Here is a 25,047-nt window from a genome sequence, read left to right as displayed (position 1 = left end):
TCAAAGGTTGGTTATTCGCCCTGTCCTTCGTCACCCTCACCCTCGCCTTCGGCTGGGTTGAGCAGTGGCACACGAACAGCGCGCGACGGAACAACCGTAGAAATGGCGTGCTTATACACCATTTGGCTGACCGTATTTTTCAACAGCACCACAAACTGGTCAAATGACTCGACCTGGCCCTGCAATTTAATACCGTTAACTAGATAAATGGATACTGGAACCCGCTCCTTACGCAGCACGTTCAAGTAAGGGTCTTGTAAGCTGTGCCCTTTTGACATCTTTTTTCTCCTTTTGATAATAAATATACGCCTAAGTCTTTCAGATTTATTCTGAGAGGGGGCGATGATAAGCATGAAAAACTGACTAGGATTTTCACAGTTATATTATATGGCCCCCGGCGGCATGAAATTCAAGCTAAATCGTACAATTTCTTCACGGGAATAGGCTTTTCCATCGATATTTTGACTAAATAGCCAATTTGCCCCCTCCCAACCCCGCAACCAGGTGAATTGACGCTTGGCTAATTGCCGGGTGGCGATGACGCCGCGCTCGATCATTTCATCGTAATCGAGCCGCCCCTCTAAATAGTCCCACACCTGCCGATACCCCACCGCCCGAATCGCCGGCAGCTCGCTGTGCAAGTCGCCACGGTTGTATAAAGCCTCTACTTCGGCCAGCAAGCCGGCGCCAATCATGGCGTTAAAGCGCTGCTCGATACGCCGGTGTAATACGCTGCGATCGCGCGGGGCGATCACCAGTTGCGTCAGGTTAAATTTATCGGCAAAAGCCGGGCCGCGCTCGCGCGCCTGTTGCTCGCGCAGCTCAGTCATGGTTTGCCCCGAGCTTAGGTACACCTCTAATGCCCGCGATAACCGCTGCGAGTGATTGGGGTGAATCTCGGCGGCCATCACCGGGTCCACCTCGGTCAGCTGACGGTGGATATACTCCCAGCCGTGCTCGCGGGCGTCTTGCTCGATGCGCTCGCGCACCGCGGCATCCGCCGCCGGCATGGGCGCCAGGCCGTCCAGCAGCGCTTTAAAGTAAAGCATGGTGCCGCCCACCAAAAGCGGGATACGGCCGGCGGCGTGAATCTCGGCAATCTCACGCTCGGCGTCGGTGACAAAATCGGCGGCCGAGTAAGGCTCGGCCGGGTCGCGAATATCAATTAAGCGATGCGGCGCCGCAGCCTGCTCCGCGGCACTGGGCTTGGCAGTGCCTATGTCCATACCGCGATACACCAGGGTCGAGTCGACACTCACCAGCTCGACTGGCAAATGCTCGCGCAAGCCAATCGCCAAATCCGTCTTGCCGGAGGCGGTGGGGCCCATCAGAAAAATCACCGGGGGTTTGTAATCGCTCACTTTTATTGCCCGCGCATAAACAGCTTGTCCAGCTCATCGAGCGACTGCAGCGTCCAGGTGGGGCGGCCGTGGTTGCACTGACCACTGCGCTCGGTGGCCTCCATATCCCGCAACAGAGCGTTCATTTCGGGAATCGTTAGGCGCCGGTTAGCCCGCACCGACCCGTGACAGGCCATGGTCGAGAGTATCTCATTGACGTGCTGGCCCAACCGCTCGCTGGCGCCGTGCTCGATTAAATCGCTCAGCACGTCGCGCACCAGCTGATCGACCTTGGCGCCGTGCAAAATCGAGGGCACCTGACGAATCAGCAGCGACTCGGGCCCGGCGCGCTGCAACTCAAAACCCAGGGCGGCAAAGGTATCCGGGTGATCCTCGGCGCAGGCGGCCTCTTTCTCGCTAACCGCCAGGGTGGCCGGCACCAATAGCGGCTGTGCCTGAATACGCCCCTCGGCAAACGAGGTTTTCATACGCTCGTAGGTGATGCGCTCGTGGGCCGCATGCATATCCACAATAATCAAACCCTGAGCGTTCTCGGCCAGAATATAAATCCCTTTAAGCTGAGCAATGGCAAACCCCAGCGGCGGTACCTCGCCATCGGCATCGTCGATATCCTCTAAGCGGGTAGCAGCCGGCGCGGCGTAATTAGCTGCGGGCGAATAACTCTGGGCTGGCGCCTCGGCAACCGTCGCTCCGGCATCACCCATGGCAGCGGGAAAGTAGTTAGCGCGCCAGTCCCCCTCCGGGCGCGGTTGCTCAAACGAGCGCCCGGACAACGCCATTGCCGATTGCTGCGACATTTGCCCGGCGGCGTTATCGGGTGCCTTAGCCTGCTCTGCCCGCTCGCGCTCGAGCATCGCGCCCGGCGTCACCTCGGCCAGCGCATGGTGCAGCGAGCTAAAAATAAAATTGTGCACCGTGCGACCATCGCGAAAGCGCACCTCGTGTTTGGTGGGGTGCACGTTGACATCCACTGTGGCTGGGTCCACCTCTAAATAGAGCACATAGGCCGGGTGGCGGCCGTGATACAAGACATCCTGGTACGCCTGACGCACCGCATGGCTCACCAACTTATCGCGAATCGCGCGGCCGTTGACGTAAAAGTGTTGTAAATCCGCCTGCGAGCGAGAGAAGGTCGGCAGCGCCACCCACCCCCACAAACGCAAACCGGCCCGCTCGATATCCAGATGCACGGCGTTATCCATAAACGCCGGGCCGCACACCTGCGCCACCCGGCGCTCGCGCTCGGCCTGACCGGTGCCGGGGCGCCAGTTGTGGATCGCCCGGCCGTTGTGACGCAGGGTAAAGGCCACATCAAAGCGCGACAGTGCCAGACGCTTAACCACATCTTCTAAGTGGTTGTACTCGGTTTTTTCAGTGCGCAAAAATTTGCGCCGCGCCGGGGTGTTAAAAAATAAATCGCGCACCTCGACAGTGGCGCCGCGCGGATGTGGCGCGGGCGAGAGCTCAGCTTCCATATCGCGGCCTTCGGCCATCACTTGCCAGCCGGCCCCGGTTTCATCGGTGGCACTGGTAAGCGCGAGCCGCGCCACCGAGCTGATACTGGCCAGCGCTTCGCCGCGAAAACCCAGGGTCGCCACCGCCTCAAGGTCATCCAGATCCATAATTTTGCTGGTAGCGTGGCGCGACAGCGCCATGGCGAGGTCTTCTTTATCGATGCCCGAGCCGTTATCACGCACCCGCATAAGCTTTACGCCGCCGTCTTCGACCTCTACGTCCAACCGAGTGGCGCCCGCATCCAGGCTGTTCTCCAGGAGCTCTTTAACCACAGAAGACGGCCGCTCGACCACCTCGCCGGCGGCAATCTGGTTGGCGAGGCGGGGGCTTAATAGCTTAATTTTAGCCATATTTAAAAGGTTACTGCCGGTTAAGAGGCGGGGATACGCAGGGTTTGCCCCACCTTAATGACTTGAGAGTTTAAATTGTTCAGTTGCTGAATTTGGATAACGCTCACGTTAAAGCGCTTGGCGATCTCGCTTAAGGTGTCGCCGCGCGCAATAATATACTCGGTTACCCCACCGCCAGTACCAAACCGCTGGTTGGCAAGGTAAGTGCCGGCGGGCGGAAACTGATTAAAGTACTGCTCAATCCCCTTCAACAGCTGCTTAGCTAACTTACTACGGTAATTACTACTGGCCAGGTTTTTAGCCTCGGTGGGGTTGGAGATAAAGCCCGTCTCCACCAAAATAGAGGGCACGTCGGGCGATTTAAGCACCGCAAACCCCGCCTGCTCCACCTGATGCTTGTGTAAGTGCGCCACTTGCCCCATGGATTTTAAAACGTAATCGCCCACTTGCAGGCTCGCGCCCAGGGTGGCCGTCATGGATAAATCCACCAGTACGCCGGCCAGAACCTCGTCTTTATCCTCGAGGCTGACGCTGCCCACACCGCCGATTAAATCCGACTCGTTTTCCCGCTGGGCTAAAAAGCGCGCCATTTCACTGGTGGCGCCACGGCGCGACAAAGCAAACACCGAGGCGCCTTTGGCCGAGGGCTTGGTAAAGGCGTCGGCGTGGATCGAGATAAACAAATCGGCCTGCATTTTACGGGCAATATTGCGCCGCTCGCGCAGCGCCACATAGTAATCACCAGTGCGCACCAGCTTGGCGGTATAGCCCGGGCGTGCATTAATGGCGCGGGCCAGCTCTTTAGAAATTTGAAACACCACGTCTTTTTCGCGCAAGCGATTGGGGCCCAGGGCACCCGGATCTTCGCCGCCGTGGCCGGCATCGATGGCGATAATAATATCGCGCATACTGCCCGTGGCCTCGGCCGGTGGCTCAGTGACCGGCGGTGGCGGCCCTGATGCGGTTGGCACCCGGTCTTTTAAATCAACCACTAAGCGGTCGGCGGCGCCCGCCTGACGCTGTAAAAAGAAGCTGTCAGGGTTCACCGAGGTCGACAAATCGAGCACTACCCGCAAATTGTTGCCATCGCGCGGGGCGTAGCGAATGTCTTTAATGGGGGTTTCGGTTAAATTAAGCGACGTTAAATCGGCCCGAAAACGGGTGTCGGATACGTCTATCACCACCCGATCGGGGTTATCTAAAGTAAATAAGGTGTGCTCTACCGGCCCGGACAAATCAAACACCAAACGGGTGTGATCGGGCGCGCGCCACAGCCTAACACTGTCGACATCCACCGCCTGCGCCAACAGTGGCAACCACAAAGCACAGGCGATTAGCAGCTGCACTAAACGGCGCCCACTGGCGGGCTTTGGTGATAACAAAACTGTTAGCGGCATAAAGTGATTCTTAGAATGTAAGGTTCGTCGAATGCAAGGTTCGTCAAATGTAAGACTCGCCGGGTTTAGTAGGCCCGCTTAGCACTAGCTTAAGCTGGTGTTTGCGCTCAGGCGTTCCAGCACCGCTCGCCCCGCATCCGAGTAGGCCTCCAGCATAACAAGACGCCCACCCGCTTGCACCTTAAGTGCGACGGCCAAATCCGGCTCGGGCAAAATACCCGCGCCGCGCACCGGCCACTCAATTAAGCAAACGCTATTGCCGGCAAAATAATCGCGTATCCCCATGTATTCAAGCTCTTCAGGGTCGCCCAGGCGATACAAATCAAAATGGTACAGGGTACGGCTGGACAGCTCGTAGCTCTCAACGAGCGTATAGGTGGGGCTCTTAACCGCGCCTGAATGGCCAAAATGGCGCAGCACACCACGGGTTAAGGTGGTTTTACCCGCGCCTAAATCGCCCGCCAGGTGCACACTCACGCAGCCTGGGCAAAGCGCCAGCTGCGCCCCTAGCTGCTCACCAAACGCTACGGTGGCGGCCTCGTCGGCCAGCCAGGTAGACCACTCAGTCACCTAAAAACTCCCCGATGTAGCCTAAAATGTCAGTCGCCAACAGGCTCACCTGGCCGCCATCGGCCGCCGCTAAGTCGGCCGCGTGGGCGTGCACGCTAGCCCCTAGGTTGGCCGCATCGTATGCGCTCAAGCCCTGTGCCAATAGCGCACCCAGCAGGCCACTTAGCACATCGCCCATACCGCCACTGGCCATACCCGGGTTGCCACCGCTAATTATATTGATGGGCTGTCCGGCGCCGGCCACCAAGGTGCCCGCGCCTTTTAACAGCGCGACGCCACCGTATTGCTGCTGCAGCTTTTGTACGCTGGCAAAGCGCTCGGCCTGTATTGCGGACGTTTCGCACCCAAGCAAGCGGGCAGCCTCACCCGGGTGCGGTGTTAGCAGCCAGTTGTCGCGAGTTTTGCCTGCGGACCACAGGCGGCCTTTAGCGATTAAATTAAGGGCATCGGCGTCTAGCACCAGCGGTAAATCGGTGGCCAGCGCCTGCTGCAGCATTTGCTCGGACCAGGGCGATTGCCCCAGCCCCGGGCCCACAACCAATACGGTGGGACGCGCAAGCCAGGGCTCGAGCTCCTGCCCCGAGATCACACCGCAAGCCATGACTTCGGGCTGGCGCGCCAGCATCGCCGCCACATGCTCGGGGCGGGTGGCCAAGCTCACTAGGCCTGCGCCTCCGCGCGCGGCGGCCTCGGCGGCCATTAACGCCGCCCCACCGTGGCCCACATCGCCACCAATCACCATCACGTGACCAAAATCGCCTTTGTGGGCATCGGCTTCACGCTCGGGCAAAGCGCCTCGCAAGGTAGCAAAATCCTGCTGAGTCACCTCAGCGGCTAGTGGTTGGTAAATGTCGTCCGGCGCGCCTAAATCGTCAAACACCAGCTCACCGGTTAGCGCAGGGCCACGACCGGTAAACAAACCGCGCTTTTTACCGATAAAGGTCACGGTTATATCCGCTTTGATCGCCACACCCAGCTCGGCACCGGTATCGGCGCAGAGGCCCGAAGGTATATCCAGCGCCAACACCGGCAAGTTAGTGCTGTTGATTTGCTCGATCACTTTGCGATATTCGGGGCGCACCTCGCCGTTAATACCAATGCCCAGCAAACCGTCGACAATAACACCGCTGGTAGGCGCGGGGCCCGGCGGCATCATAATCACGCCCTCCTGGCGGGCGTACTCGTAGGCGGCGCGTGCGGCCTCGCTGAACTTTTCCGGCTCGCCCATAAGAACAACGTTAACCGGCATACGGCGAGCGGCCGCCAGCGCAGCCACCACAAAGCCATCGCCCGCGTTATTGCCGGCACCGGCAAACACGGTAATTTCGTCGGGCTCGCCATAGCGCTCGCACAGTAGCTCAAACGCCGCGCGACCGGCGCGCTTCATTAACGCCGCCGCCGGCACACCGGTGGCGATAAACGCACTGTCTAAATCGCGTACCTGAGCCGCGGTATAGAGCGCGGTAGATCGAGTAATGGCTGTCATAAAGTCAGTAAATCCGCAAAAGTTGAGGCAAAAATCAGTACAATAAGCCGACAAATCACCGGCCGGCCGCGTAAAAAACGCCATTATAGGGGATGCACGCAGGCAACACTATGTGGTGCCCGCTGTGTGCCACCACTAACCGGCCGCACAACCATCGCCGCCCAACCAATAGAGAGCCGAGAGTTGCTTTGACCACCGCCTTCGACTGGAATCAACTTGCCCGCGATATTAAACGCTGGGGCCGCGAGCTGGGCTTTCAGCAAGTGGGCATTACCGATACCGACCTCGCGCAACAGGAGCGGGCGCTACAACTGTGGCTGGCCAAAGGTTATCAGGGCGATATGCAGTGGCTGGCCGAGCACGGCAATAAGCGCTCGCGCCCGGCCGAGTTAGTACCGGGTACTGTGCGGGTAATATCAGCGCGGATGGACTACCTGCCCGGCGACACACAGCAAATCAAAATCTTAAAAAGCCCCGACAAAGCTTATGTATCGCGCTACGCCCTGGGGCGGGATTACCACAAGCTCATTCGCAAACGTTTGGCGACACTGGGCCAGCGCATCGAAGCGGCCCTGCCCGATGAGTTAAAAGCCCAGGGCGAGCAACAAATGCGCGCGCTGGTAGACAGCGCGCCGGTCATGGAGCGCCCGCTGGCCGATAAAGCCGGCCTGGGCTGGACCGGCAAGCACACGCTAATACTCAACGACAAAGCCGGCAGCTGGTTCTTTTTAGGGGAGCTGTACGCCTACCTGCCGCTACCGGTAGACGTAAGCGAGCAGCCCAATCGCTGCGGCGACTGCACCGCCTGCTTACAAGTGTGCCCCACCGACGCCTTCCCCGAGCCCTATACGCTGGACGCCCGGCGCTGTATATCGTACTTAACCATCGAGCACAAAGGCGCCATTGCCGAGGAGTTTCGCGAGCCCATGGGCAACCGGGTTTTTGGCTGCGACGACTGCCAGGCCATTTGCCCCTGGAACAAATACGCCACACCGACCCTAGAGCCCGACTTTTTGCCGCGCCACGGGCTGGACAACACCGATTTGCTCAGCCTGTTTAAGTGGGATGAAACCACCTTTTTAAAAAATACCGAGGGCTCGGCCATTCGCCGCATTGGCTTTGAACGCTGGCAGCGCAATCTGGCCATCGGCCTTGGCAACGCCCCGTCGCACCCCGACACTATTGCCGCGCTACAGCAGGCACTAGGCAAGGTGAGCCCCATGGTAGACGATCATATCCACTGGGCTCTGGCGCAACAGGCCAACCCCGGCCGGCGCCGGCGGCGCAAAATCAAACAGCCCGCAAAATAACCACCTAAGTGACCCGCTCCACGGTCAAATTAACCGCCGGCTATCGCGGCTATAGTCAATAAAAATGGGCTCTGGCAAGCAAAAGCCCATATTTTCGGGTACAATTGCCGCCCTCTGTGGCCCAGCCGCAAATGCCCATGCAGTACCTGACGGCGTTAATCGGCCACACAGTTCTCTTATACTAACCACTGAAAAATACGGTCCGCTATGAAAACACTGTCTGATATCGGTTTAGTCGGTCTCGCCGTTATGGGTGAGAACCTTATCCTCAATATGGAAAGCAAAGGCTTCACAGTAACGGCGTATAACCGCTCTGTGGAGAAGGTCACCAACTTTATTGAAGGTCGCGCAGCTGGCAAGAACATTCGCGGCGCTAAATCGATTGAAGAACTGGTGGCATCGTTAGAAAAACCCCGCAAAATTATGCTGATGGTTAAAGCCGGCGCTCCGGTCGACGCCTTTATCGAGCAGCTGATTCCGCACCTGGACAAGGGCGACATCATTATTGATGGCGGTAACACCCACTACCCCGACACCAACCGCCGCGTTGATTACCTGCGCGAGAAAGGTATCCACTTTATCGGTGCCGGTGTATCCGGCGGTGAAGAAGGCGCACTGATCGGCCCATCTATTATGCCCGGCGGCGCACCCGAGGCGTGGGAATATGTTAAGCCCATCTTCCAAGGCATTGCGGCCAAAGTAGAAGACGGCTCACCTTGCTGCGACTGGGTTGGTGAAAACGGCGCTGGCCACTTTGTTAAAATGGTGCACAACGGCATCGAGTACGGCGACATGCAACTGCTGTGTGAAGCCTACCAAATCATGAAAGAACTGCTGGGCATGAGCGCCGATGAAATTCATCAGGTGTTTGCCGACTGGAACAACACCGAGCTGGACTCCTACCTCGTTGAAATCAGCCGCGACATCATGGCTTACAAAGACGAAGACGGCGAGCCACTGGTTGAAAAGATCCTCGACACCGCAGGCCAAAAAGGCACCGGCAAATGGACCGGCGTTGTCGCACTGGACTTTGGCGTACCGCTCACCCTGATTGCCGAGTCGGTATTTGCCCGTTGCATCTCGGCGCTTAAAGACGAGCGCGTAGAAGCCTCTAAAGTACTTACCGGCCCCGCCAAAAACTTCACCGGCGACAAAACCGCGTTTATCGAAGACTTACGTCAAGCCGTACTGGCCGCCAAAATCGTCTCTTACGCCCAGGGCTACACCCTGATGCGCGAAGCCGCTAACGAGTTTGGCTGGCACTTAAACTACGGCGGCATCGCCCTGATGTGGCGCGGCGGCTGTATTATTCGCTCGGCCTTTTTGGGCGACATCAAAAAAGCCTTTGATAAAAACCCAGAGCTTAACAACCTGCTGCTGGACGACTACTTCAAAGACGTCGTCGTCAAATCACAGCAAGGCTGGCGCAACGTGGCGGCCACCGCCATCACCAACGGCGTACCTGTGCCCTGCTTAACGGCTGCCCTTAACTACTTTGACGGCTACCGCACCGAGCGCCTGCCCGCCAACTTACTGCAAGCGCAGCGCGACTACTTTGGCGCCCACACCTACGAGCGCTTAGACAAGCCACGCGGTGAGTTCTTCCACACCAACTGGACCGGTCGTGGTGGGGATACGGCGTCTACGACTTACGACGTCTGAGGTCGGATGTCTGAGGACTGACTCTGAAAAGCGATACACAAAAACGGGGAGCTAAAGCTCCCCGTTTTTACTTATGGCGCCTAGCCCCTTCACGCTTAACAGTAGAACCACCTTCGCACCCCAATCGCCCAAGCACGCAATCTCTCACTAGCTCAGCGTATCCTACAAAACACCCGGACAACTCTTGGTACAGATCAAAGTGGTGGCCAGGCACCCTCGACCCCGGAAACGACCTCTCCAAAAAGCTCAAGCTTTCAGGCAATAAAGGAGAATTTTTTGTAGTTACAAAGCCACATGCAAAATTATAAACATCCGCCCTTTTATCAGCCCCTTCCCAGCCTGCCTTGTACATCACTTTATCAACAAACGTGTCAAGGTTAGACAGCCTTCCGGCTTCATGTACGATTATATTTCTAAACTCTGACAGCACCAAAACCGCCACATCAAGCTCAATATCAATATGTGACTTTCTCAACAGCGATTTAAAATCAGCATCTTGGTTCAGGGAAGCAACTAATTTATCAAACCTACTTCGCCGACCCAGTTTCCTCCCGCACTCTTCGCATAGACGAGTAGCACTACCACCCGACCTTCTACCGTCACCAACTAAGATAAACCGTTGGAGAGCCTTTAAATATTTGTCAAAAATCTCATAGCAGTCAACAATAAGCCAGCGGTACATTGCATTTTGCTGTTCTGAAAGAATAGCTCGATACTCTGACTCGCCTTCGATAGCGTGCGCGCTGTATTTCTCTTTTTTGCCGTCATAAGGGTTTCTGTAGACCGGAGCCCATTTACCCTCCACCCAAGTAGTCGAACGTCGTTTTTCTTGAGCCTCATGTTTAAGAAGCAGTTGGCGAAAGTGTAAATTGCCTATTCTTTTTTTAAATTGGTCGAACTCTCCATTCAAAAAATCAACCTCATCACCCACCTTAAAACTCCCCTTCTCAGCTTAAGCTTACCAAGTAAGTATATTAAATACCGATTTACAGCTCACGGTACAACCGAGTTAAGCGAAACAAGGAGACATGAAAAGTTTATTGCCCAAAAGATTCTCTGCCCCCTCTTAAAGTAAAAGCAGTTAGACCGATTTCCGATAGAACCCACTCGACTTAAGTAACAATGTGAGCATGCCTATTTTTCGAATTATAACGACACAGCCATCACCCCAAATCAATAAACTCTTCCCGATAGTGCACCAGCTCCGCAATCGAGTCCTTAATATCATCCATGGCCAAGTGGGCACCGGATTTTTTAACGCCGGCGAGTACGTCAGGTTTCCAGCGGCGCGCGAGTTCTTTGAGGGTGCTAACGTCTAAATTGCGGTAGTGAAAGTAGCGCTCGAGCGTGGGCATACCGCGAGCGAGAAAGCGACGATCCTGGCAGATGGAGTTGCCGCACATGGGTGATTTACCCGCGGGCACCCACTGCTGCAAAAACTCGATGGTTTCGGCTTCGGCCTCGGCGGCGCTGATTTTGGAGCTTTGCACCCGCTCGGTGAGGCCGGATTTACCGTGCTGGCGGGTGTTCCACTCGTCCATGCCGTCTAAAAAGCTCTGGGCCTGATACACCGCGTGCACTGGCCCTTCGGCCAGAATATTGAGGTTGGCGTCGGTGACAATGGTGGCAATTTCGATGATAACGTCGGTATCAGGGTCGAGGCCGGTCATTTCGAGATCGATCCAGATAAGATTGTCGTCGCTGGCAGTAGGGCTCATAGCGTGTTTTCCTTTACAATGTCGATTATTAACCCGTGTATGTTAACACCTACCGACTGAGACGTGCCGTTGAGCAAACGCAAACTGACAAGACGCCAATCGTGGCGGATCGAGAAGATTCAGAAAGAGCGCGAGAAGCGCGTCTCACGCCGCGATGATACCGCCGACGCCAAACTGGGCGAGAGCGACCTGGGCCCCGAGCAAGACGGCCTGATTGTGACCCACTATGGCACTCAGGTGATGATTGAGGACGCCGAGCGTGTGCGCAAGCGCTGCCACTTTCGCAGCAATCTGGGCGGCCTGGTAACGGGCGATAAGGTGATTTGGCGCGACGGCAACCCCTACGGTGTGGTGGTGGCCAAACGCGAGCGCGAGTCGGCCCTGAGCCGGCCCGACCCCTACGGCGATATGAAAACCGTCGCCGCCAACATCGATCGCATTGCCATTGTGGTGGCGCCCTACCCCGAGCCGCACTTTAACCTGATCGACCGCTACCTAGTGGCCGCCGAGGCCATTGGTATTCAGCCGGCGCTGGTGATTAACAAAGTCGATTTGATTGATGACGAGCAGCGCGTCAAAGTCGAGGCCATTGCCACCCTGTACACCAATTTGGGGTATCAGGTGTTGCGCGCCTCCGCCAAGCGCGATGAGGGGCTGGAGCCACTGCGGGAATACCTGGCCAACTTTACCAGCGTATTTGTCGGGCAGTCGGGGGTGGGCAAGTCATCGCTGGTAAACGCCCTGCTGCCCGACAGTAATATGCGCGTGGGCAGTTTAAGCGAGCGCCAGACCGGCACCCACACCACCACCAGTGCGCAGTTGTTTCATATACCCAGCGGCGGCTGTTTAATTGATTCGCCGGGCATCCGCGAGTTTGGCCTGTGGCACATAGCACCGGATGACGTGCTGGCCGGTTTTAAAGAGTTTCGGCCCTATATTGGTTACTGCAAATTCCGCGACTGCTCACATACCCACGAACCCGGCTGTGCTATCTTAAAAGCGCTGGAAGCCGGCGAGATTAGCGCCGGCCGGCTGGCCGGTTACCGCCATATATTAGCCGATTTGCATCCGGGCCGCGGCGGCCAGTAAGCTGCCCGGCACGCTGCACCCGAGACCAAATACTTGTTGCAAACAGAAAGGATCATCGTATGCCCACCCTGCCGTTAATCGTCGAACCCGCCGAATTATTGCCGCTGCTGGGAGGGCCAGATGCCCCACTGATTGTGGATTTATCCAGCGAGGCCAATTACCGCCGCGGACACATTCCGGGCGCCGCTCATGTGCCACCGCAAATGCTGTTGTGCAACCGCCCTCCGGCACCGGGGCGCATCGCGCCGGTCGAGCAGCTCAATCGCTTATTTACGTATTTGGGTCTGACACCCGACACCCATGTGGTGGTGTACGACGATGAAGGCGGCGGCTGGGCCGGCCGTTTTATCTGGACGCTGGATATGATTGGCCATCGGCATTACAGCTACTTAAACGGTGGTTTGCACGCTTGGCTGAGTGCCGATATGCCGGTTACCGCGGCCGTGGAAGACCCCAACACCAAACCTATTGAAGTTGAGATTAATCCCAAAGAGCTGATTGAGATTCCCGATATTTTGGCGGGCCTCGAGAACGACGCGATTCAGGTGTTGGATGCGCGTAACCCCGCCGAGTACAGCGGCCAAAAAGTATTGGCGCAAAAGGCCGGGCACATCCCGGGGGCAATCAATGTCGAGTGGACCGAGCTGATGGATCGCCACAACAGTTTGCGCATTCGCCCGGACGCGCGCGAGTATCTGGCCGAGCGCGGCATTACCGGCGACAAAACCATTATTACCCACTGCCAAAGCCATCACCGCTCGGGCTTTACTTATTTGGTGGGCAAATCGCTGGGCTTTGATATTAAAGGCTATCACGGCTCCTGGTCGGAATGGGGCAACCACCCTGACACACCGGTTGAGGCATAACCTTTGACTAACTGGCTGGATATTACGCTGCTGAAGGTCGGCGATTACAAACTCGCTACCGGTGCACTGCTGGCAAGCATCGTGGTATTAGTCGCGACTTTTGTCATTGCCTCGCTGGTGAGTCGGGCGTTTACCCGGGTAGCTCGGCACCGCCACCCAACGGTAGCGCACCAGCTGTATACCGTTAATCGTATTGCCTATTATTTTTTAATTGTTTTGGGCGTTATCGGTGCGCTCTCGGTGCTGGGTTTTCAGCTCGACAAACTGGTCATCATTGGTGGCGCACTTGGTATTGGTATCGGCCTTGGGCTGCAATCGATTGTTAACAACTTTGTCTCGGGCATTATTATTCTGTTGGAAAAGTCTATTAAGGTCGGTGACTTTATCGAGTTGGAATCGGGCCTGATGGGAGAGGTGCAAGAGATAAAACTGCGCTCGACGCTGATCCGCACCGCCGACAACGTGGACATTTTAATTCCCAGCTCTGAGTTTATCAGCGGGCACTTAATCAACTGGACGCTGGAAGAAAACATTCGCCGTTTTCGCATTCCCTTTGGGGTTGCCTACGGCTCGGACAAAACCTTAGTGCGCGACTCGGTACTCAAAGCTGCCAGCGCACTGCCTAGCACCCTAAACGATGACAAACACAAACCCGTTGTGTGGATGAGTGGCTTTGGCGACAGCAGTTTGAATTTTATTCTCGGTGTGTGGGTCGACCCGGTGGCCGTTAAGCGGCCCACTCAGGTCACCTCGGATTACGTGTGGGCGATTGATGATGCCTTGCGCCAGGCCGGCGTCGAAATTCCATTCCCACAGCGCGACCTGCATTTGCGCTCGAGCGATATTGAGCTGGGTGGGGCGAAAGAGAGCCCGACGTCGGATGACTGACGTCAGACGATATATTTCCCGCTACCCGTTACCCCAGCCCTCAAACTCCCGTCATCGCTTTGGCGACTATTTCCAGTGAGCGCAGACGGTCGCTTTGCTGGTAAAAGCTACTGGCAAAAATAAACTCATCGGTGCCGGTTTGCTCGGCCAGCTGTTCGAGCTTGTGTTTTACCGTGGTGGGGCTCCCCACCACCGCAAGCTGGTGAAACTCGCGGATATGCTGGGCCTCGGCCGGGTTCCACAGCGCCTCCATGGATTCAACCGGCGGGCGCAAACGCAAATGCTCGCCGCGCAATAGCGCCAAAATACTCTGCTGCGCCGTGGTAAATAAGTGCGCCGCCTCTGCATCGGTTGGGGCCGCGGCCACGGGCACACCAATAGCCGCGTAGGGTTTGTCGAGCACCTCAGAGGGCTGAAACCCTGTGCGATAAAGGTGCAGCGCCTCCATCAGTAAGCGCGGTGCAAAGTGCGAGGCAAACGCAAAGGGTAAGCCGCGCTTTGCGGCCAACTGCGCGCTGTACAAGCTCGAGCCCAACAGCCAAATAGGCACATGGCTGCCCTGCCCCGGCACCGCCATCACGTTTTGCCCCCGGCGGGCATCGGCCAAAAAGTACTGCAGCTCGGCCAGCTGCTCGGGAAAGTCGTCCACACCGCTGCTGATATCCCGGCGCAGCGCACGCATAGTGGCGCCATCGCTACCCGGCGCACGCCCCACCCCCAAATCAATCCGGCCTGGGTAAAGCTCCTCTAACGTGCCAAAGTGCTCGGCAATAACCATGGGGGCGTGATTAGGCAACATAATGCCGCCGGCCCCCACGCGAATACGCTCTGTGGCGCCGGCAATATGGCCAATCAACACACTGGTGGCCGAACTGCCGATGCCCTCCATGCTGTGGTGCTCGGCCATCCAGTAACGCCGGTAACCCAGTGCATCGGCATGTTTTGCCGCGCTTACCATACCGGCATAAGCGTCGCCATAACTGGCATCAACGCGGGCGTGGGCTAAGTCCAATACAGAATAGGCAATATCACTAAGGGACATGAGAGGCTCCGGCAAACAACGAACGGGCTCTCAGCATAGCGCGCCACTAGGCCGCTGGGGTAAAAGATTCGTAAAGCGGGTGACCCGTTTAGTCACCCGCGCTGTCGCCATAGGGGCAAACCCTTAATGGCAGCCGTGAAAGCCCGATTTAATCGCATCCAGCAACTGCGTTTGGTAATCCGAGGTGTACTGCCAAAACATAACACCGGCTAAGCCGTTGTCATGTATGTAACGCGTTTTTGCCGCCAGCGACTGCGGGTCGTCGTAGCTGATAAAGATACGGTCACTCTCGCTCCACAACCAAGGGGCTTTGGCCACATCGTCCCAATAGCGGACAAAGCCGTTTTTGTTGATTAAGTTGGGCGCCAAATTATTAAAGCGCGAACTACCGTAGGGGTTGTCTCCCGCGTTTGCGGATTGCTGAAACCCGTGCTTCTCCGGGTTAACATCGGTCCAGTGGCGCCCGTAAAAGGCCACCCCCATCACGAGTTTTTGGGCCGGCACGCCGGCTGCGATATGATTGCGCACGGCGGCATCGGCCGACTGGCCGGATTGATCATTCGGGTGTGAATAGAGCGCGGCGTGGTGACCGGTTGTGCCACCGTCGGCCGGAAAATTAAAGTCATAGGCCATGATGTTGATGTAGTCGAGGTACTTTTGCCACTGGCCAATATCGCTTTTAGCCAGATAATCGGGAAAACCACCCGAGGCAATAGTCAGCAATAAAGGCCGATCCAGCTCGGCCTCAAGCGCATCAAACGCAGTACGCATATCTTTTAGCAGCAACGTAAAGTTAGTGCCGTCTTCAGGGCGGTGCGTATTACCCGCTCCGGGCAGCCCCGGATACTCCCAATCGATATCAATACCATCCAGCTGGTGACGTTTTACAAAAGCCACTGCACTGTCGATAAAAGTCTGGCGCGAAGCCGGCGTTAACGCGGCGTCAGAAAAATCGCCCGACCAAGTCCAGCCACCAACCGACGATAATATTTTAAGGCTCGGGTTGCGCTTTTTAAGCGACTGCAATGCCTGATAATTTTTATCGTCAAACTCAAAACCGTTAACAATCTTGCCATCTTCAATATTGGAAAAGGCGTAATTAATATGGGTGAGCTTTTCCGCCACAATGGTGTCCGGGTCGAGCGGCTCGTCAGGGCTAAACACATAGCCGATAACGACTTTTTGTGGGCCTTGGTGCGCATCGCCCGAGGCGTGATGCATCGAATGATCCATCGCCTGCGATGCATGCTGATGATGCTCGTGGCCACTGTGGGTATTGGCGGCGGCGTATGCCGATGACGCACCAGTAAGCCACAAAAGTAGTAGCGCAACGGCCTGCAAATTTATTTTTGGTGTCATGGTGATTTCCTATAAAAAGAGTGAATCACCTATCAGGGTTTAACGTCGGCGGATAACCACAGCGACGTTAAACAAGGCTCGATACTATTGTTTAGTGCACAGCTCCTCTGCGGGAGTTACGTGTTACTCGCCGGCTTTAATCGGCTTAACGCGATCGCCTTTCCAGATCATACGGTACAAATCGTGGCGGCGATCTTTTAGGTTTTGCACCGTGCCACTGTTGCGTGCCATTAACAGTGACTCGGGCCGCAAGTCGGCAAAAGCTACCGTCTCTACATTGGGCGTTGTGTCGGCGGCAATACCATCGCGGGCAAAGGCAAAATCACAGGGCGTTAAGATACAGCTTTGGGCATACTGAATATCCATGTTCGCCACGTTGGGCAAATTGCCTACGTTGCCCGACATTACCACATAAAACTGGTTTTCTACAGCGCGCGCCTGGCACGAGTAACGCACCCGCAAATAGCTTTGGCGCTCGTCGGTACAAAAAGGCACAAACAAAAACTGAATGCCCTGATCGGCCAGGTGCCGGGCCAGCTCGGGGAATTCAGAGTCATAGCAAATAAGCACCCCAATCGGGCCGCAATCGGTATCAATGGCCTGCAAGGTGCTGCCGCCCTCGATATCCCACCAGTACACCTCGTTTGGGGTGGGGTGAATTTTAGGCTGCTCGAACACGCGGCCATCGCGCAAGAATACATAGGCAATGTTCTCGATGCGGCCATTTTCTACCCGCGTGGGGTGAGAGCCGGCAATAATATTCACATTATAGTGCAATGCCATATCGCGAAACGCCTCTTTCAGGCGCGGAGTGTATTTCGTCAACGCCTCGATCGACTCGTGGGGCGATAACTCCTGATCTTCAATCGACAACAGCTGCAAGGTCACCAGCTCCGGGAAGACGACAAAATCACTTTTGTAATCGGCCACCACATCGACGAAGTACTCGATGTACTTAATAAACTCATTAAACGAGCTGACCCGGCGCTGCATATATTGCACGGTGGCTACACGCACCACCTCGGGCATGCGCACGCCAAACTGCTTGGTGGGCATATCGTCGCTGCCGGGCACTTTGGGGTTCTCCCATTTCATGTGCGCGGCGTACCCGAGCGACTGTTTATCTTCATCCAGATAATTGGGAATAATGCCGATGATCTCAAAGCCGTTGCGTAACTGAAAAGACAGCACCGGATCTTTCGCTTTTTTGTGTATCACCTGATCGATGTAATTTTCGACGGTTTTAAACTTTTTAAGACGGCGCGCAAGGTTAGGCATACGCCCCGCAAAAACCACACCTTTAAGGCCCAGCGACTGACACAGCTTTTTTCGCTCGTTATACAGCCTTTGGCCAATACGGTAGCCGCGGTAATCGTTGTCGATACACACTTCCATGCCGTACAGCCAATCGCCGTTAATATCGTGCCGCGAGGCGTAACCGTTACCGGTAATCTCGACCCAGGTGTGCGGCTTTAGGGCGATCTTGCCCGAGATGCGGAACGTCGCGCTATAACCCACCAACACATCGCCCACCATGACCACAATCTGCCCCTGAGGGAAGTTGTTAATCTGCCCAACAATTGCCGAGCGGGCGTAGGCATCCATGTCCACCGGGGTGTACACCCGATCGGATAACTCCACGATCGAATCGACATCCGCCAAGGTGGCGTTACGCACCGTCAGGTGGGCTTTGGGGTCTTCGAGCTTATTGCCGGGAGAATTTGCCATGATTTACCTATTGCTGTGATTGGGTGCGGTGGCCGGATGGTGCTTAATCGCCATTAAGCACGGCCATTACGGAACATTGCGACACTTTAAAACAAAGTCGCTGTGTTATGCTATGGCGGTTATCGCCTCTGTTTTGGTACTGCTGCCCGGATCGCCGTTATGCTCTCTCGCCGCTTCATTTTCATTGCCACATTATTCGTTGTCGGCTGTGCCGCTCTGGGCGCCTCAGAACTAAACAAACGCTACGGCAAGCCAGAACCCCGTGAGCTTGGCACCGGCTGGGACGTCGACGAATACCATCACAACATTCGCCCCTTGCTGGAAAAGCGCTGTACGGTTTGCCATGGCTGCTACGATGCCCCTTGCCAACTAAAGCTGGACTCATACGAGGGCCTGCTGCGCGGCGCTAATCAGGAAAAGGTGTACGACGGCACCCGGTTATTGGGCGCCAATCTAACGCGCCTGTTTGAGGACGCCGACACCACCGACGAGTGGCGCAACAAGGACTTCTTTCCGGTAATCAATGAGCGCCGTAAAACCGTCGAGGCGAACCTAAATGCCGGGGTAATGGCCCGCATGCTAACACTGAAAAGTGCGCACCCTTTGCCCAACAATAAAGTGCTACCCGACACCTTTGATTTTTCAACCGGGCGCAGCCAGCAATGCCCCAAAATAGAGAGCTTTGACAGCTTTGCCGCCGACTTTCCCCTGTGGGGCATGCCCTATGGCCTGCCGGGGTTGCCCGCCGATGAACACGCTACCTTAATGAACTGGCTGGCCCACGGCGCCCACGGTGGCCCGGCCCAAACAGCCTCGGACGAGATGCTAAAAGAGGTTGCCCGCTGGGAGGCACTTCTAAACGGTAACAGCCTTAAGCAACAACTGTTTGCCCGCTACGTGTATGAACACTTATTTATAGCCACCGTCCACTTTGGCGACGACAGCCAAAATGCATTCCGCCTGGTGCGCTCAGCAACCCCGCCGGGTGAACCGATCAAACGTATCAGCACCCGACGGCCATTCGACGATCCGGGCGTCGAGCGTGTTTATTACCGCTTATGGCTCGACCCGTCCAGCCGCCTGGCAAAAACCTACCTGCCCTACCGTCTGGATGACGCTCGCATGCAGCGCTGGCGCGAGTGGTTTATCGAGGCCGACTACCAGGTGACGCAATGGCCGGGGTACGAAACCGAAGTGGCGGCCAACCCATTTGTCGCCTTTGTGCAAATTCCGGTGCAATCGCGCTATCAGTTTTTACTGGATGAAGCGCAATTTACCATTATGAACTTTATTAAAGGGCCGGTGTGCCGTGGGCAGGTAGCACTGAATGTCATTCAGGATCACTTTTGGGTGTTTTTTGTCTCACCCGAGGCCAGCCGCACCGAGCGCGAGGGCGAGTTTTTGGCCAATAACGGCCAGTTTTTGCAGTTGCCCGCCGAAGCAGGCAACACCTTTCGCCCGCTATCGCGCTGGCTTAAGTACGCCGATTTACAGCGCGACTATCTGGCCCGCCGCGCCGAGCACATCAGCACCGTGATTGCACAGACCGACGAGGTGACTCTGGATTCTGTCTGGAGTGGTGACGGCAGCAACGACAACGCAGCGCTAACGATTTTTCGGCACAATGACAGCGCCTCGGTCGTGAAAGGCCTGGTGGGCCAGCAGCCTAAAACCGCCTGGCTGATTAACTACTCATTGCTGGAGCGCATCCACTACCTGCTGGTGGCGGGCTTCGATGTGTATGGCAACGTATCACACCAGCTGCTCAGCCGCTTGTACATGGACTTTTTACGCATTGAGGGCGAGATGAATCTCGTCGCCTTTTTACCCAAAGAGTATCAGGATGATGTCATTGACTACTGGTATCGCGGCGCCGAAGATGACATCGGCAGCTTTTTAGATCACTACCTCAACCGTTTACCCCCGGTACGCGGGGTTGAGTACCACACCAACAACCCTAAAACTGAACTGCTCGAACGCCTTGCCCAGCAGCTCGCCCCCGTATACCAAAACAGCGCCCCCTACCGGCAATTGCAGTGGCCCAAAGCGCAAACCAAGGCCCTTAGTACACTGCAAAATATCACCGGGCGCGCGGCCAACATCATGCCCGAGGCCAGTATTATCGTCACCCCACAGGGTGAGCTGTATACAATTTTACGCAACAGCGCCCACAGCAGCCTCACCTCGCTCTTGCGCGAGGGGGAGTACCGACTACCCGGCGAAGATAACTTAACGGTAACCGCGGGCGTAGTGGGCGCCTACCCCAACAGCTTTTGGCTGGTAGAGCAGGACAAACTGGGCGACTTTGCCAGCGCCGTTGCAAAGCTTAACAGCGAGGCGGACTACCGCCAGCTAAAAGATCATTACGGTATTGGCCGTTCAGACCCAAATTTTTGGGCGATCAGCGACCAGATACACGCGTTGTATCGCGCCCACCAGCCCCAATCGGCCGGGCTCCTGGATTACAACCGGCTCGAGAACCGTTAACGCGGCCCGTACTTTACAGCCCCTACAACCGCGCTACCGATCAATGCTAAAGTGCACCCTATGACATCGACGCTGCTACCCGAAAAACCGCTGCTATTATCGCCCTCTCTGGCCGCCACCATCGGCCTGGAAGAGGCGATAATGCTCAGCACCCTGAGCGAGCTGGCCGCCCCGGGCAACGCGGCCAATGCCGTCTGCCTGAACGCCGAGGCCGCGGCCGAGCGACTCGGCTTTTGGGGGCCTGACGACGTGCAGCGCATCGGCAAAAACCTGCAAGAGAAAGGCCTGATCGATATTTTAAGCGCGCCCTTTACCAGCAGCGGCGAGCTGCGGGTGCGTTTTGCCGCCGGCGTGCTCAGCCCGTCGGCCCCGGTGCCCGTAGCACCGGTAGCAAGGCCGGCAGCGCCGCGCCAAAGCAACACCATCGGTGCTCAGTGGCAGCCAGATGCCGAGCTGATGGCACAGATCGCTCAATATAATATTCCGGATTACTTTATTCGCCAGCAGCTGCCCGAGTTTGTCACTTACTGGCGCGAGCGCGGCGAGTCACATCACGCCTGGGGCTCTAAATTTTTAAAACACGTGGTACGCCAGTGGCGCGAACACGAAACCGGCTTATTTAAACGTGACCAGGACACCTCGGTGCCCTCCGACTGGCGCCCGTCGGGCGACGCCATGCAGCTACTGGTGCGCAATGCCGGCATCAGCCAGGCCTTTGTCGAGGATGCCATCCCCGAATTTGTGCTTTACTGGCGCGAGCGCGGCGACGTGGGGCGCACCTGGAACAGCAAGTTTATTCAGCATGTTAAACGCCAGTGGGCACGCTACACCAGCGCCTTGGAACACGACACAGCGCCACAGCGCATTGCCGCCGACTGGCAACCAAGCCGGGATGTGTACGACGTATTAAAACTGGCCAATATCGACTTAGACTTTGCCCGCAAACAGGTGCCCGAGTTTGTGCTCTTTTGGCGCGACAGCAACCAGCTTAACGCCTCCTGGAACACCAAGTTTTTGCAACATGTTAAACACCACTGGGCGCGCCAGCACGCACTGAATGCTCAGCCGACACAGGTACATAGCCATGCAGGACAGCAACAAACTACTGCAGCAAGCACAACGCGAGATCGAAGCCTCATCCAAGACCTCACCGACCGCAGCTGGGCCAGCTGAGGGCCGCACCGCCGCCCCTAGCGACGCTCACATTGATGCCTTAAATGAGGTGTTTGCGCTGTTTCGCATCAACTATCACAACCAGTATTACAAGGCCTACAGTGATGGGGCGGTACTGGGGCAAATTAAAAAACTGTGGCTAGAATCGCTGCAAAAGTTTGACCCGGATACCATCCGCCGCGGCGCGCGCGAAGTGATTGAAACCTCCGACTACTTGCCAACGCTAAACAAAATGATGGTGGCCTGTCAGGGCGACCCACGCAAACACGGCCTAAAAGACCCCCACGCAGCCTACGTTGAAGCCTGCCAGGCGCCCTCGCCCAAAACGGCGTTTAACTGGAGCCATCCGGCGGTCTATCACGCCGGCCGGGCCAGCGATTGGTACTTTTTAAGCAGCAGCACCGAGCGCGCGGCCTTCCCGGTGTTTGAGCAACACTACAAGCGCCTGTGCGAGCGGGTTATCAATGGCGAGACGCTGCCATCGCCCGATACCCCAGCGCTTCCGGAACATACCGAAACGCCCTTAAGCAACGAAGAAAATCAACGCCGGATGCAAGCACTGCGCGACTCACTAGACATTTAATAGCGAATAACAACGAGCATAAAATGATCGTACAACGCAAGTTTCAGCTTATTGCTGCCATTCTCGTACTCTATGCATTGGGTACCTTGGCACTGGCCTTATTTTTTGCCAGCACCCATTACCAGCCCGCAACATTGGGAAGTATTAGCGGTGACACTACTTTGCCCAATATGCGGGCCATTGACGACATCCCCACCCGCAAGCAAACCTTTATCCAGCTTATTGCCCCTATGGCCGCGGCCAAAAACGACGCGATCATGCAAGCGCGCGCACGGCTTACCGACATGCTCGGCGACTTAGCGCAAGGCAAAACATTAAGCTACGTGCAAAGGGAGCAATTACAGCGTTTAAAAGCTCGCTACCGGATTGCGGCTGATAAACCAATAGACGAGTCGACCACGCCCCACGCCCAACACATAAAAAAATTATTAAGGCGAGTTGATATCATTCCTACCTCGATGGTGGTGGCTCAAGCGGCGGCTGAATCTGGCTGGGGCACATCGCGCTTTGCCCGGCAGGCGCAAAACTTATTTGGCCAGTGGTGCTACACCAAAGGCTGCGGATTGGTCCCCAAAAAACGCAGTAAGGGCGCCACTCATGAGGTGCAGAAGTTTCCAAGCCTTGAGCAGGCGATCAACGCTTATTATCACAACATCAACACCCACCGCACTTACGCGGCGGTACGCTCGCGCAGAGCGGCACTGCGCAATGCCGGCCAAGCTATTACCGGCGAGGAGCTGATTGCGGGCTTAGGGGGATATTCGAGCCGAGGGCAAGTGTACATCGACGAGCTTGCAGAGTTAATTCGTTACAACAAACTGGCCCTGCTCGATCAGGACAACACCTTGCTGAGCGAGCGTTAAAACGACGAACCTGGCTGACGCAAAAACGCCAACTCATCGTCGGTGCTGGCGCGGCCAAGAATCTTGTTACGGTGCGGGTAACGACCAAAACGCGCGATAATATCCCGATGCTTGCGCTCAAATTTTAGGTTATTGGCAAAGCCCACATCGGTAAAAAGCTCAAGCGCCTTATCGTGCACGGTTAAATCTTCGCTGTGCATATAGGGCATATACAAAAACACACGTTGCTGGGCCGGCAGCTGTTGATCTCGCCCCTGGGCCACCAGCTGCTGCGCCAAGGTTAACGCTTTGTCATCGGCTGCAAATGCCCGCGCCTCATCGCGATAAATATTTCGCGAGAACTGATCCAACACTATCACCACCGCCAGCACCTCACTCGCCGTCATTGCGTTAACGTCTACTTCCGTAGTCGACAAACGCTTATGCAATGCGCCAAAGCGCTGAGTGATATCGGCATCCAGTGGGGCACTTTTTCGAAACCAATCGGAGGGACTAAGCTCCTCAAACCAATAGGGTAAAACGGCGTCTAATCCTCGTGCTGCCACTGTCCTTGCTCCCCGGTTACTAGCCATGGTTGAGAATACCAATAGTAACGCCCATCATCGGCACGGGCGGTACAGTTAAAACGTGATCGGCCGGCCGTTAACCCGCGCGCCGCTTTAACCAGCACCTTAGCGCCCTCCACCTCTACCGGCAATGGCTCACCCTGTAAATAACAATGCAAGCGCGACGCCAGCGGTGCTTGCGCCAGAGTTAACTGTACTGCCGGGCGCGAGCCCGCGGCAACGACTGCCTCTGATAGCGGCTGTTTGTTGGCACCTAACAACTGCCGGTCTTTAACCGCTAGGGGTAGAGTATTTACTTTGGTACTAAAAGTTTCAAGCTTGCCGAAATTTGCGCCCATCGGAAACCGCGGCAGGCGCAAAACATCGGCATCAACACCCACCGCTCCCGAGTGCTGACCAAACCCAACAAACCCAAGCTCTTCCATCAAGGCGGTGACTTTTGCATCAAACTCGCCGTAGGGGTACGCCAGAAATTTCACTGACTGGCCCACTTGTTTTTTAATTGCCTCTTCCGCCGCGGTAACTTCCCGACTCATGCGCTTGCGCCACTGGGGTGTGGTTTCGTTTTCCAGCAAGCGCACCATGTGTGGATGAGATGCGGTGTGATTGGCAATCGTGCCGCCGGCTTTTGCCATCTCGTTAAGCTCTGCCCAGGTAACAAACTCACCCGCACCCCGATCAATTGGGGTGCTATTTACAAACACGGTAAAAGCGAATTGGTATTTCTGCAGCAAAGGAAACGCCACTTCGTACACAGAGCGATAGCCATCGTCAAAGGTGATTGCCACGATTTTTTCATCGCTCAATTCGCCCTTTTTTATACGCTCTATCAGCTCCGGCAAAGGGATCACCCGAAACTGATGCTGTTTGAGATAATCGAGGTGCTGTTTAAAACGCTCGGGCGAGGTTGAGGTAGCTCCCGGAGTTTTATCGCTAACATGGTGGTATTGCAAAATCACGGCGCCGTAGCCCGGCGCGCTGATAAACAACCATAGCAGCAGTATTTTCCGCAGCGCTTGTCGATACATAAAATC

General features: G+C 56.1%; 22 protein-coding genes. 9 read left to right on the top strand and 13 right to left on the bottom strand.

Annotated elements, in window-relative coordinates; translation table 11 throughout:
- Positions 1-11 precede the first annotated feature (11 nt).
- The 6 genes from hfq to AAC019_RS01010 all read right to left on the bottom strand — a co-directional run bounded on the left by hfq (position 12) and on the right by AAC019_RS01010 (position 6,679).
- Positions 12-278 (bottom strand): RNA chaperone Hfq, encoded by a 267-nt coding sequence (gene hfq, locus AAC019_RS01035; protein ID WP_041524170.1) that lies wholly within the window; start codon positions 276-278, stop codon positions 12-14.
- Between the two features lie 105 nt (positions 279-383).
- A complete protein-coding gene (gene miaA / locus AAC019_RS01030) occupies positions 384-1,328 on the bottom strand; it encodes a tRNA (adenosine(37)-N6)-dimethylallyltransferase MiaA (protein ID WP_339896862.1) in 945 nt (314 codons plus the stop codon).
- Between the two features lie 35 nt (positions 1,329-1,363).
- Positions 1,364-3,226 carry a DNA mismatch repair endonuclease MutL gene (mutL, locus tag AAC019_RS01025; RefSeq protein WP_339896688.1) on the bottom strand — a complete coding sequence of 621 codons (1,863 nt, stop codon included), beginning with the start codon at positions 3,224-3,226 and terminating at the stop codon, positions 1,364-1,366.
- 20 nt (positions 3,227-3,246) lie between these two features.
- The gene (locus AAC019_RS01020; RefSeq protein ID WP_339896687.1) at positions 3,247-4,623 is read right to left on the bottom strand and encodes an N-acetylmuramoyl-L-alanine amidase; all 1,377 of its coding nucleotides are present in this window, start codon (positions 4,621-4,623) and stop codon (positions 3,247-3,249) included.
- Positions 4,624-4,707: 84 nt separating this feature from the next.
- Complete coding sequence (tsaE, locus tag AAC019_RS01015) at positions 4,708-5,193, bottom strand: tRNA (adenosine(37)-N6)-threonylcarbamoyltransferase complex ATPase subunit type 1 TsaE (protein ID WP_339896686.1); 486 nt, start codon at positions 5,191-5,193, stop codon at positions 4,708-4,710.
- Positions 5,186-6,679 (bottom strand): NAD(P)H-hydrate dehydratase, encoded by a 1,494-nt coding sequence (locus AAC019_RS01010; RefSeq protein WP_339896684.1) that lies wholly within the window; start codon positions 6,677-6,679, stop codon positions 5,186-5,188. Before AAC019_RS01010 ends, tsaE begins: the two co-directional genes overlap by 8 nt.
- A 188-nt stretch (positions 6,680-6,867) precedes the next feature.
- Here AAC019_RS01010 and queG point away from each other — a divergent pair, with 188 nt between their 5' ends.
- Both queG and gnd read left to right on the top strand, forming a co-directional pair.
- Positions 6,868-7,989, top strand: a complete 1,122-nt coding sequence (gene queG / locus AAC019_RS01005; protein WP_339896683.1) for a tRNA epoxyqueuosine(34) reductase QueG — start codon at positions 6,868-6,870, stop codon at positions 7,987-7,989.
- Between the two features lie 207 nt (positions 7,990-8,196).
- Complete coding sequence (gene gnd, locus AAC019_RS01000; RefSeq protein WP_339896682.1) at positions 8,197-9,651, top strand: decarboxylating NADP(+)-dependent phosphogluconate dehydrogenase; 1,455 nt, start codon at positions 8,197-8,199, stop codon at positions 9,649-9,651.
- Positions 9,652-9,718: 67 nt separating this feature from the next.
- Here gnd and AAC019_RS00995 read toward each other — a convergent pair whose 3' ends face one another.
- Together AAC019_RS00995 and orn are read right to left on the bottom strand one after the other, a co-directional pair.
- Positions 9,719-10,582 carry a hypothetical protein gene (locus AAC019_RS00995; RefSeq protein ID WP_339896681.1) on the bottom strand — a complete coding sequence of 288 codons (864 nt, stop codon included), beginning with the start codon at positions 10,580-10,582 and terminating at the stop codon, positions 9,719-9,721.
- 232 nt (positions 10,583-10,814) lie between these two features.
- Entirely contained in the window at positions 10,815-11,369 is a 555-nt protein-coding gene (orn, locus tag AAC019_RS00990) for an oligoribonuclease (protein WP_339896680.1), read from the bottom strand.
- Positions 11,370-11,438: 69 nt separating this feature from the next.
- On the opposite strand from orn, the gene rsgA reads away from it, so the two are divergent.
- From rsgA to AAC019_RS00975, 3 genes are read left to right on the top strand one after another with little or no spacing between them, the layout of a single operon-like run.
- The gene (gene rsgA, locus AAC019_RS00985) at positions 11,439-12,458 is read left to right on the top strand and encodes a small ribosomal subunit biogenesis GTPase RsgA (RefSeq protein WP_339896679.1); all 1,020 of its coding nucleotides are present in this window, start codon (positions 11,439-11,441) and stop codon (positions 12,456-12,458) included.
- A gap of 59 nt (positions 12,459-12,517) precedes the next feature.
- Positions 12,518-13,324 carry a rhodanese-like domain-containing protein gene (locus tag AAC019_RS00980; protein WP_339896677.1) on the top strand — a complete coding sequence of 269 codons (807 nt, stop codon included), beginning with the start codon at positions 12,518-12,520 and terminating at the stop codon, positions 13,322-13,324.
- A gap of 3 nt (positions 13,325-13,327) precedes the next feature.
- Complete coding sequence (locus tag AAC019_RS00975) at positions 13,328-14,212, top strand: mechanosensitive ion channel domain-containing protein (protein ID WP_339896676.1); 885 nt, start codon at positions 13,328-13,330, stop codon at positions 14,210-14,212.
- A 40-nt stretch (positions 14,213-14,252) separates the two neighbouring features.
- Here the strand turns inward: AAC019_RS00975 and AAC019_RS00970 are convergent, their stop codons facing one another.
- The 3 genes from AAC019_RS00970 to AAC019_RS00960 all read right to left on the bottom strand — a co-directional run bounded on the left by AAC019_RS00970 (position 14,253) and on the right by AAC019_RS00960 (position 18,341).
- On the bottom strand, positions 14,253-15,254 hold the full coding sequence (locus AAC019_RS00970) for an LLM class flavin-dependent oxidoreductase (RefSeq protein WP_339896675.1): 1,002 nt from the start codon (positions 15,252-15,254) through the stop codon (positions 14,253-14,255).
- Between the two features lie 123 nt (positions 15,255-15,377).
- Positions 15,378-16,613: a glycoside hydrolase family 18 protein gene (locus AAC019_RS00965; protein ID WP_339896674.1), complete on the bottom strand. Its 1,236-nt coding sequence runs from the start codon at positions 16,611-16,613 to the stop codon at positions 15,378-15,380.
- Positions 16,614-16,736: 123 nt separating this feature from the next.
- On the bottom strand, positions 16,737-18,341 hold the full coding sequence (locus AAC019_RS00960) for a nitrilase-related carbon-nitrogen hydrolase (RefSeq protein ID WP_339896673.1): 1,605 nt from the start codon (positions 18,339-18,341) through the stop codon (positions 16,737-16,739).
- Between the two features lie 159 nt (positions 18,342-18,500).
- Here AAC019_RS00960 and AAC019_RS00955 point away from each other — a divergent pair, with 159 nt between their 5' ends.
- Genes AAC019_RS00955 through AAC019_RS00940 form a run of 4 tightly spaced genes read left to right on the top strand, consistent with a single transcriptional unit; the run spans position 18,501 to position 23,447 of the window.
- Complete coding sequence (locus AAC019_RS00955) at positions 18,501-20,828, top strand: fatty acid cis/trans isomerase (RefSeq protein WP_339896672.1); 2,328 nt, start codon at positions 18,501-18,503, stop codon at positions 20,826-20,828.
- 60 nt (positions 20,829-20,888) lie between these two features.
- Positions 20,889-22,001: a DnaT-like ssDNA-binding domain-containing protein gene (locus AAC019_RS00950; protein WP_339896671.1), complete on the top strand. Its 1,113-nt coding sequence runs from the start codon at positions 20,889-20,891 to the stop codon at positions 21,999-22,001.
- Entirely contained in the window at positions 21,913-22,584 is a 672-nt protein-coding gene (locus AAC019_RS00945; RefSeq protein ID WP_339896670.1) for a replication protein P, read from the top strand. Before AAC019_RS00950 ends, AAC019_RS00945 begins: the two co-directional genes overlap by 89 nt.
- A gap of 23 nt (positions 22,585-22,607) precedes the next feature.
- Complete coding sequence (locus tag AAC019_RS00940) at positions 22,608-23,447, top strand: glucosaminidase domain-containing protein (RefSeq protein WP_339896669.1); 840 nt, start codon at positions 22,608-22,610, stop codon at positions 23,445-23,447.
- Here the strand turns inward: AAC019_RS00940 and AAC019_RS00935 are convergent.
- Together AAC019_RS00935 and AAC019_RS00930 are read right to left on the bottom strand one after the other, a co-directional pair.
- On the bottom strand, positions 23,444-23,992 hold the full coding sequence (locus AAC019_RS00935) for a DUF924 family protein (RefSeq protein WP_339896667.1): 549 nt from the start codon (positions 23,990-23,992) through the stop codon (positions 23,444-23,446). The genes AAC019_RS00940 and AAC019_RS00935 overlap by 4 nt on opposite strands.
- A complete protein-coding gene (locus AAC019_RS00930) occupies positions 23,974-25,041 on the bottom strand; it encodes a polysaccharide deacetylase family protein (protein WP_339896666.1) in 1,068 nt (355 codons plus the stop codon). Before AAC019_RS00930 ends, AAC019_RS00935 begins: the two co-directional genes overlap by 19 nt.
- Positions 25,042-25,047 lie beyond the last annotated feature (6 nt).

It is taken from the genome of uncultured Gilvimarinus sp. (assembly GCF_963975215.1).
GTDB lineage: Bacteria > Pseudomonadota > Gammaproteobacteria > Pseudomonadales > Cellvibrionaceae > Gilvimarinus.
Note: the sequence above shows the minus strand (reverse complement) of the source record. Positions and strands in the feature narration are given on the sequence as shown.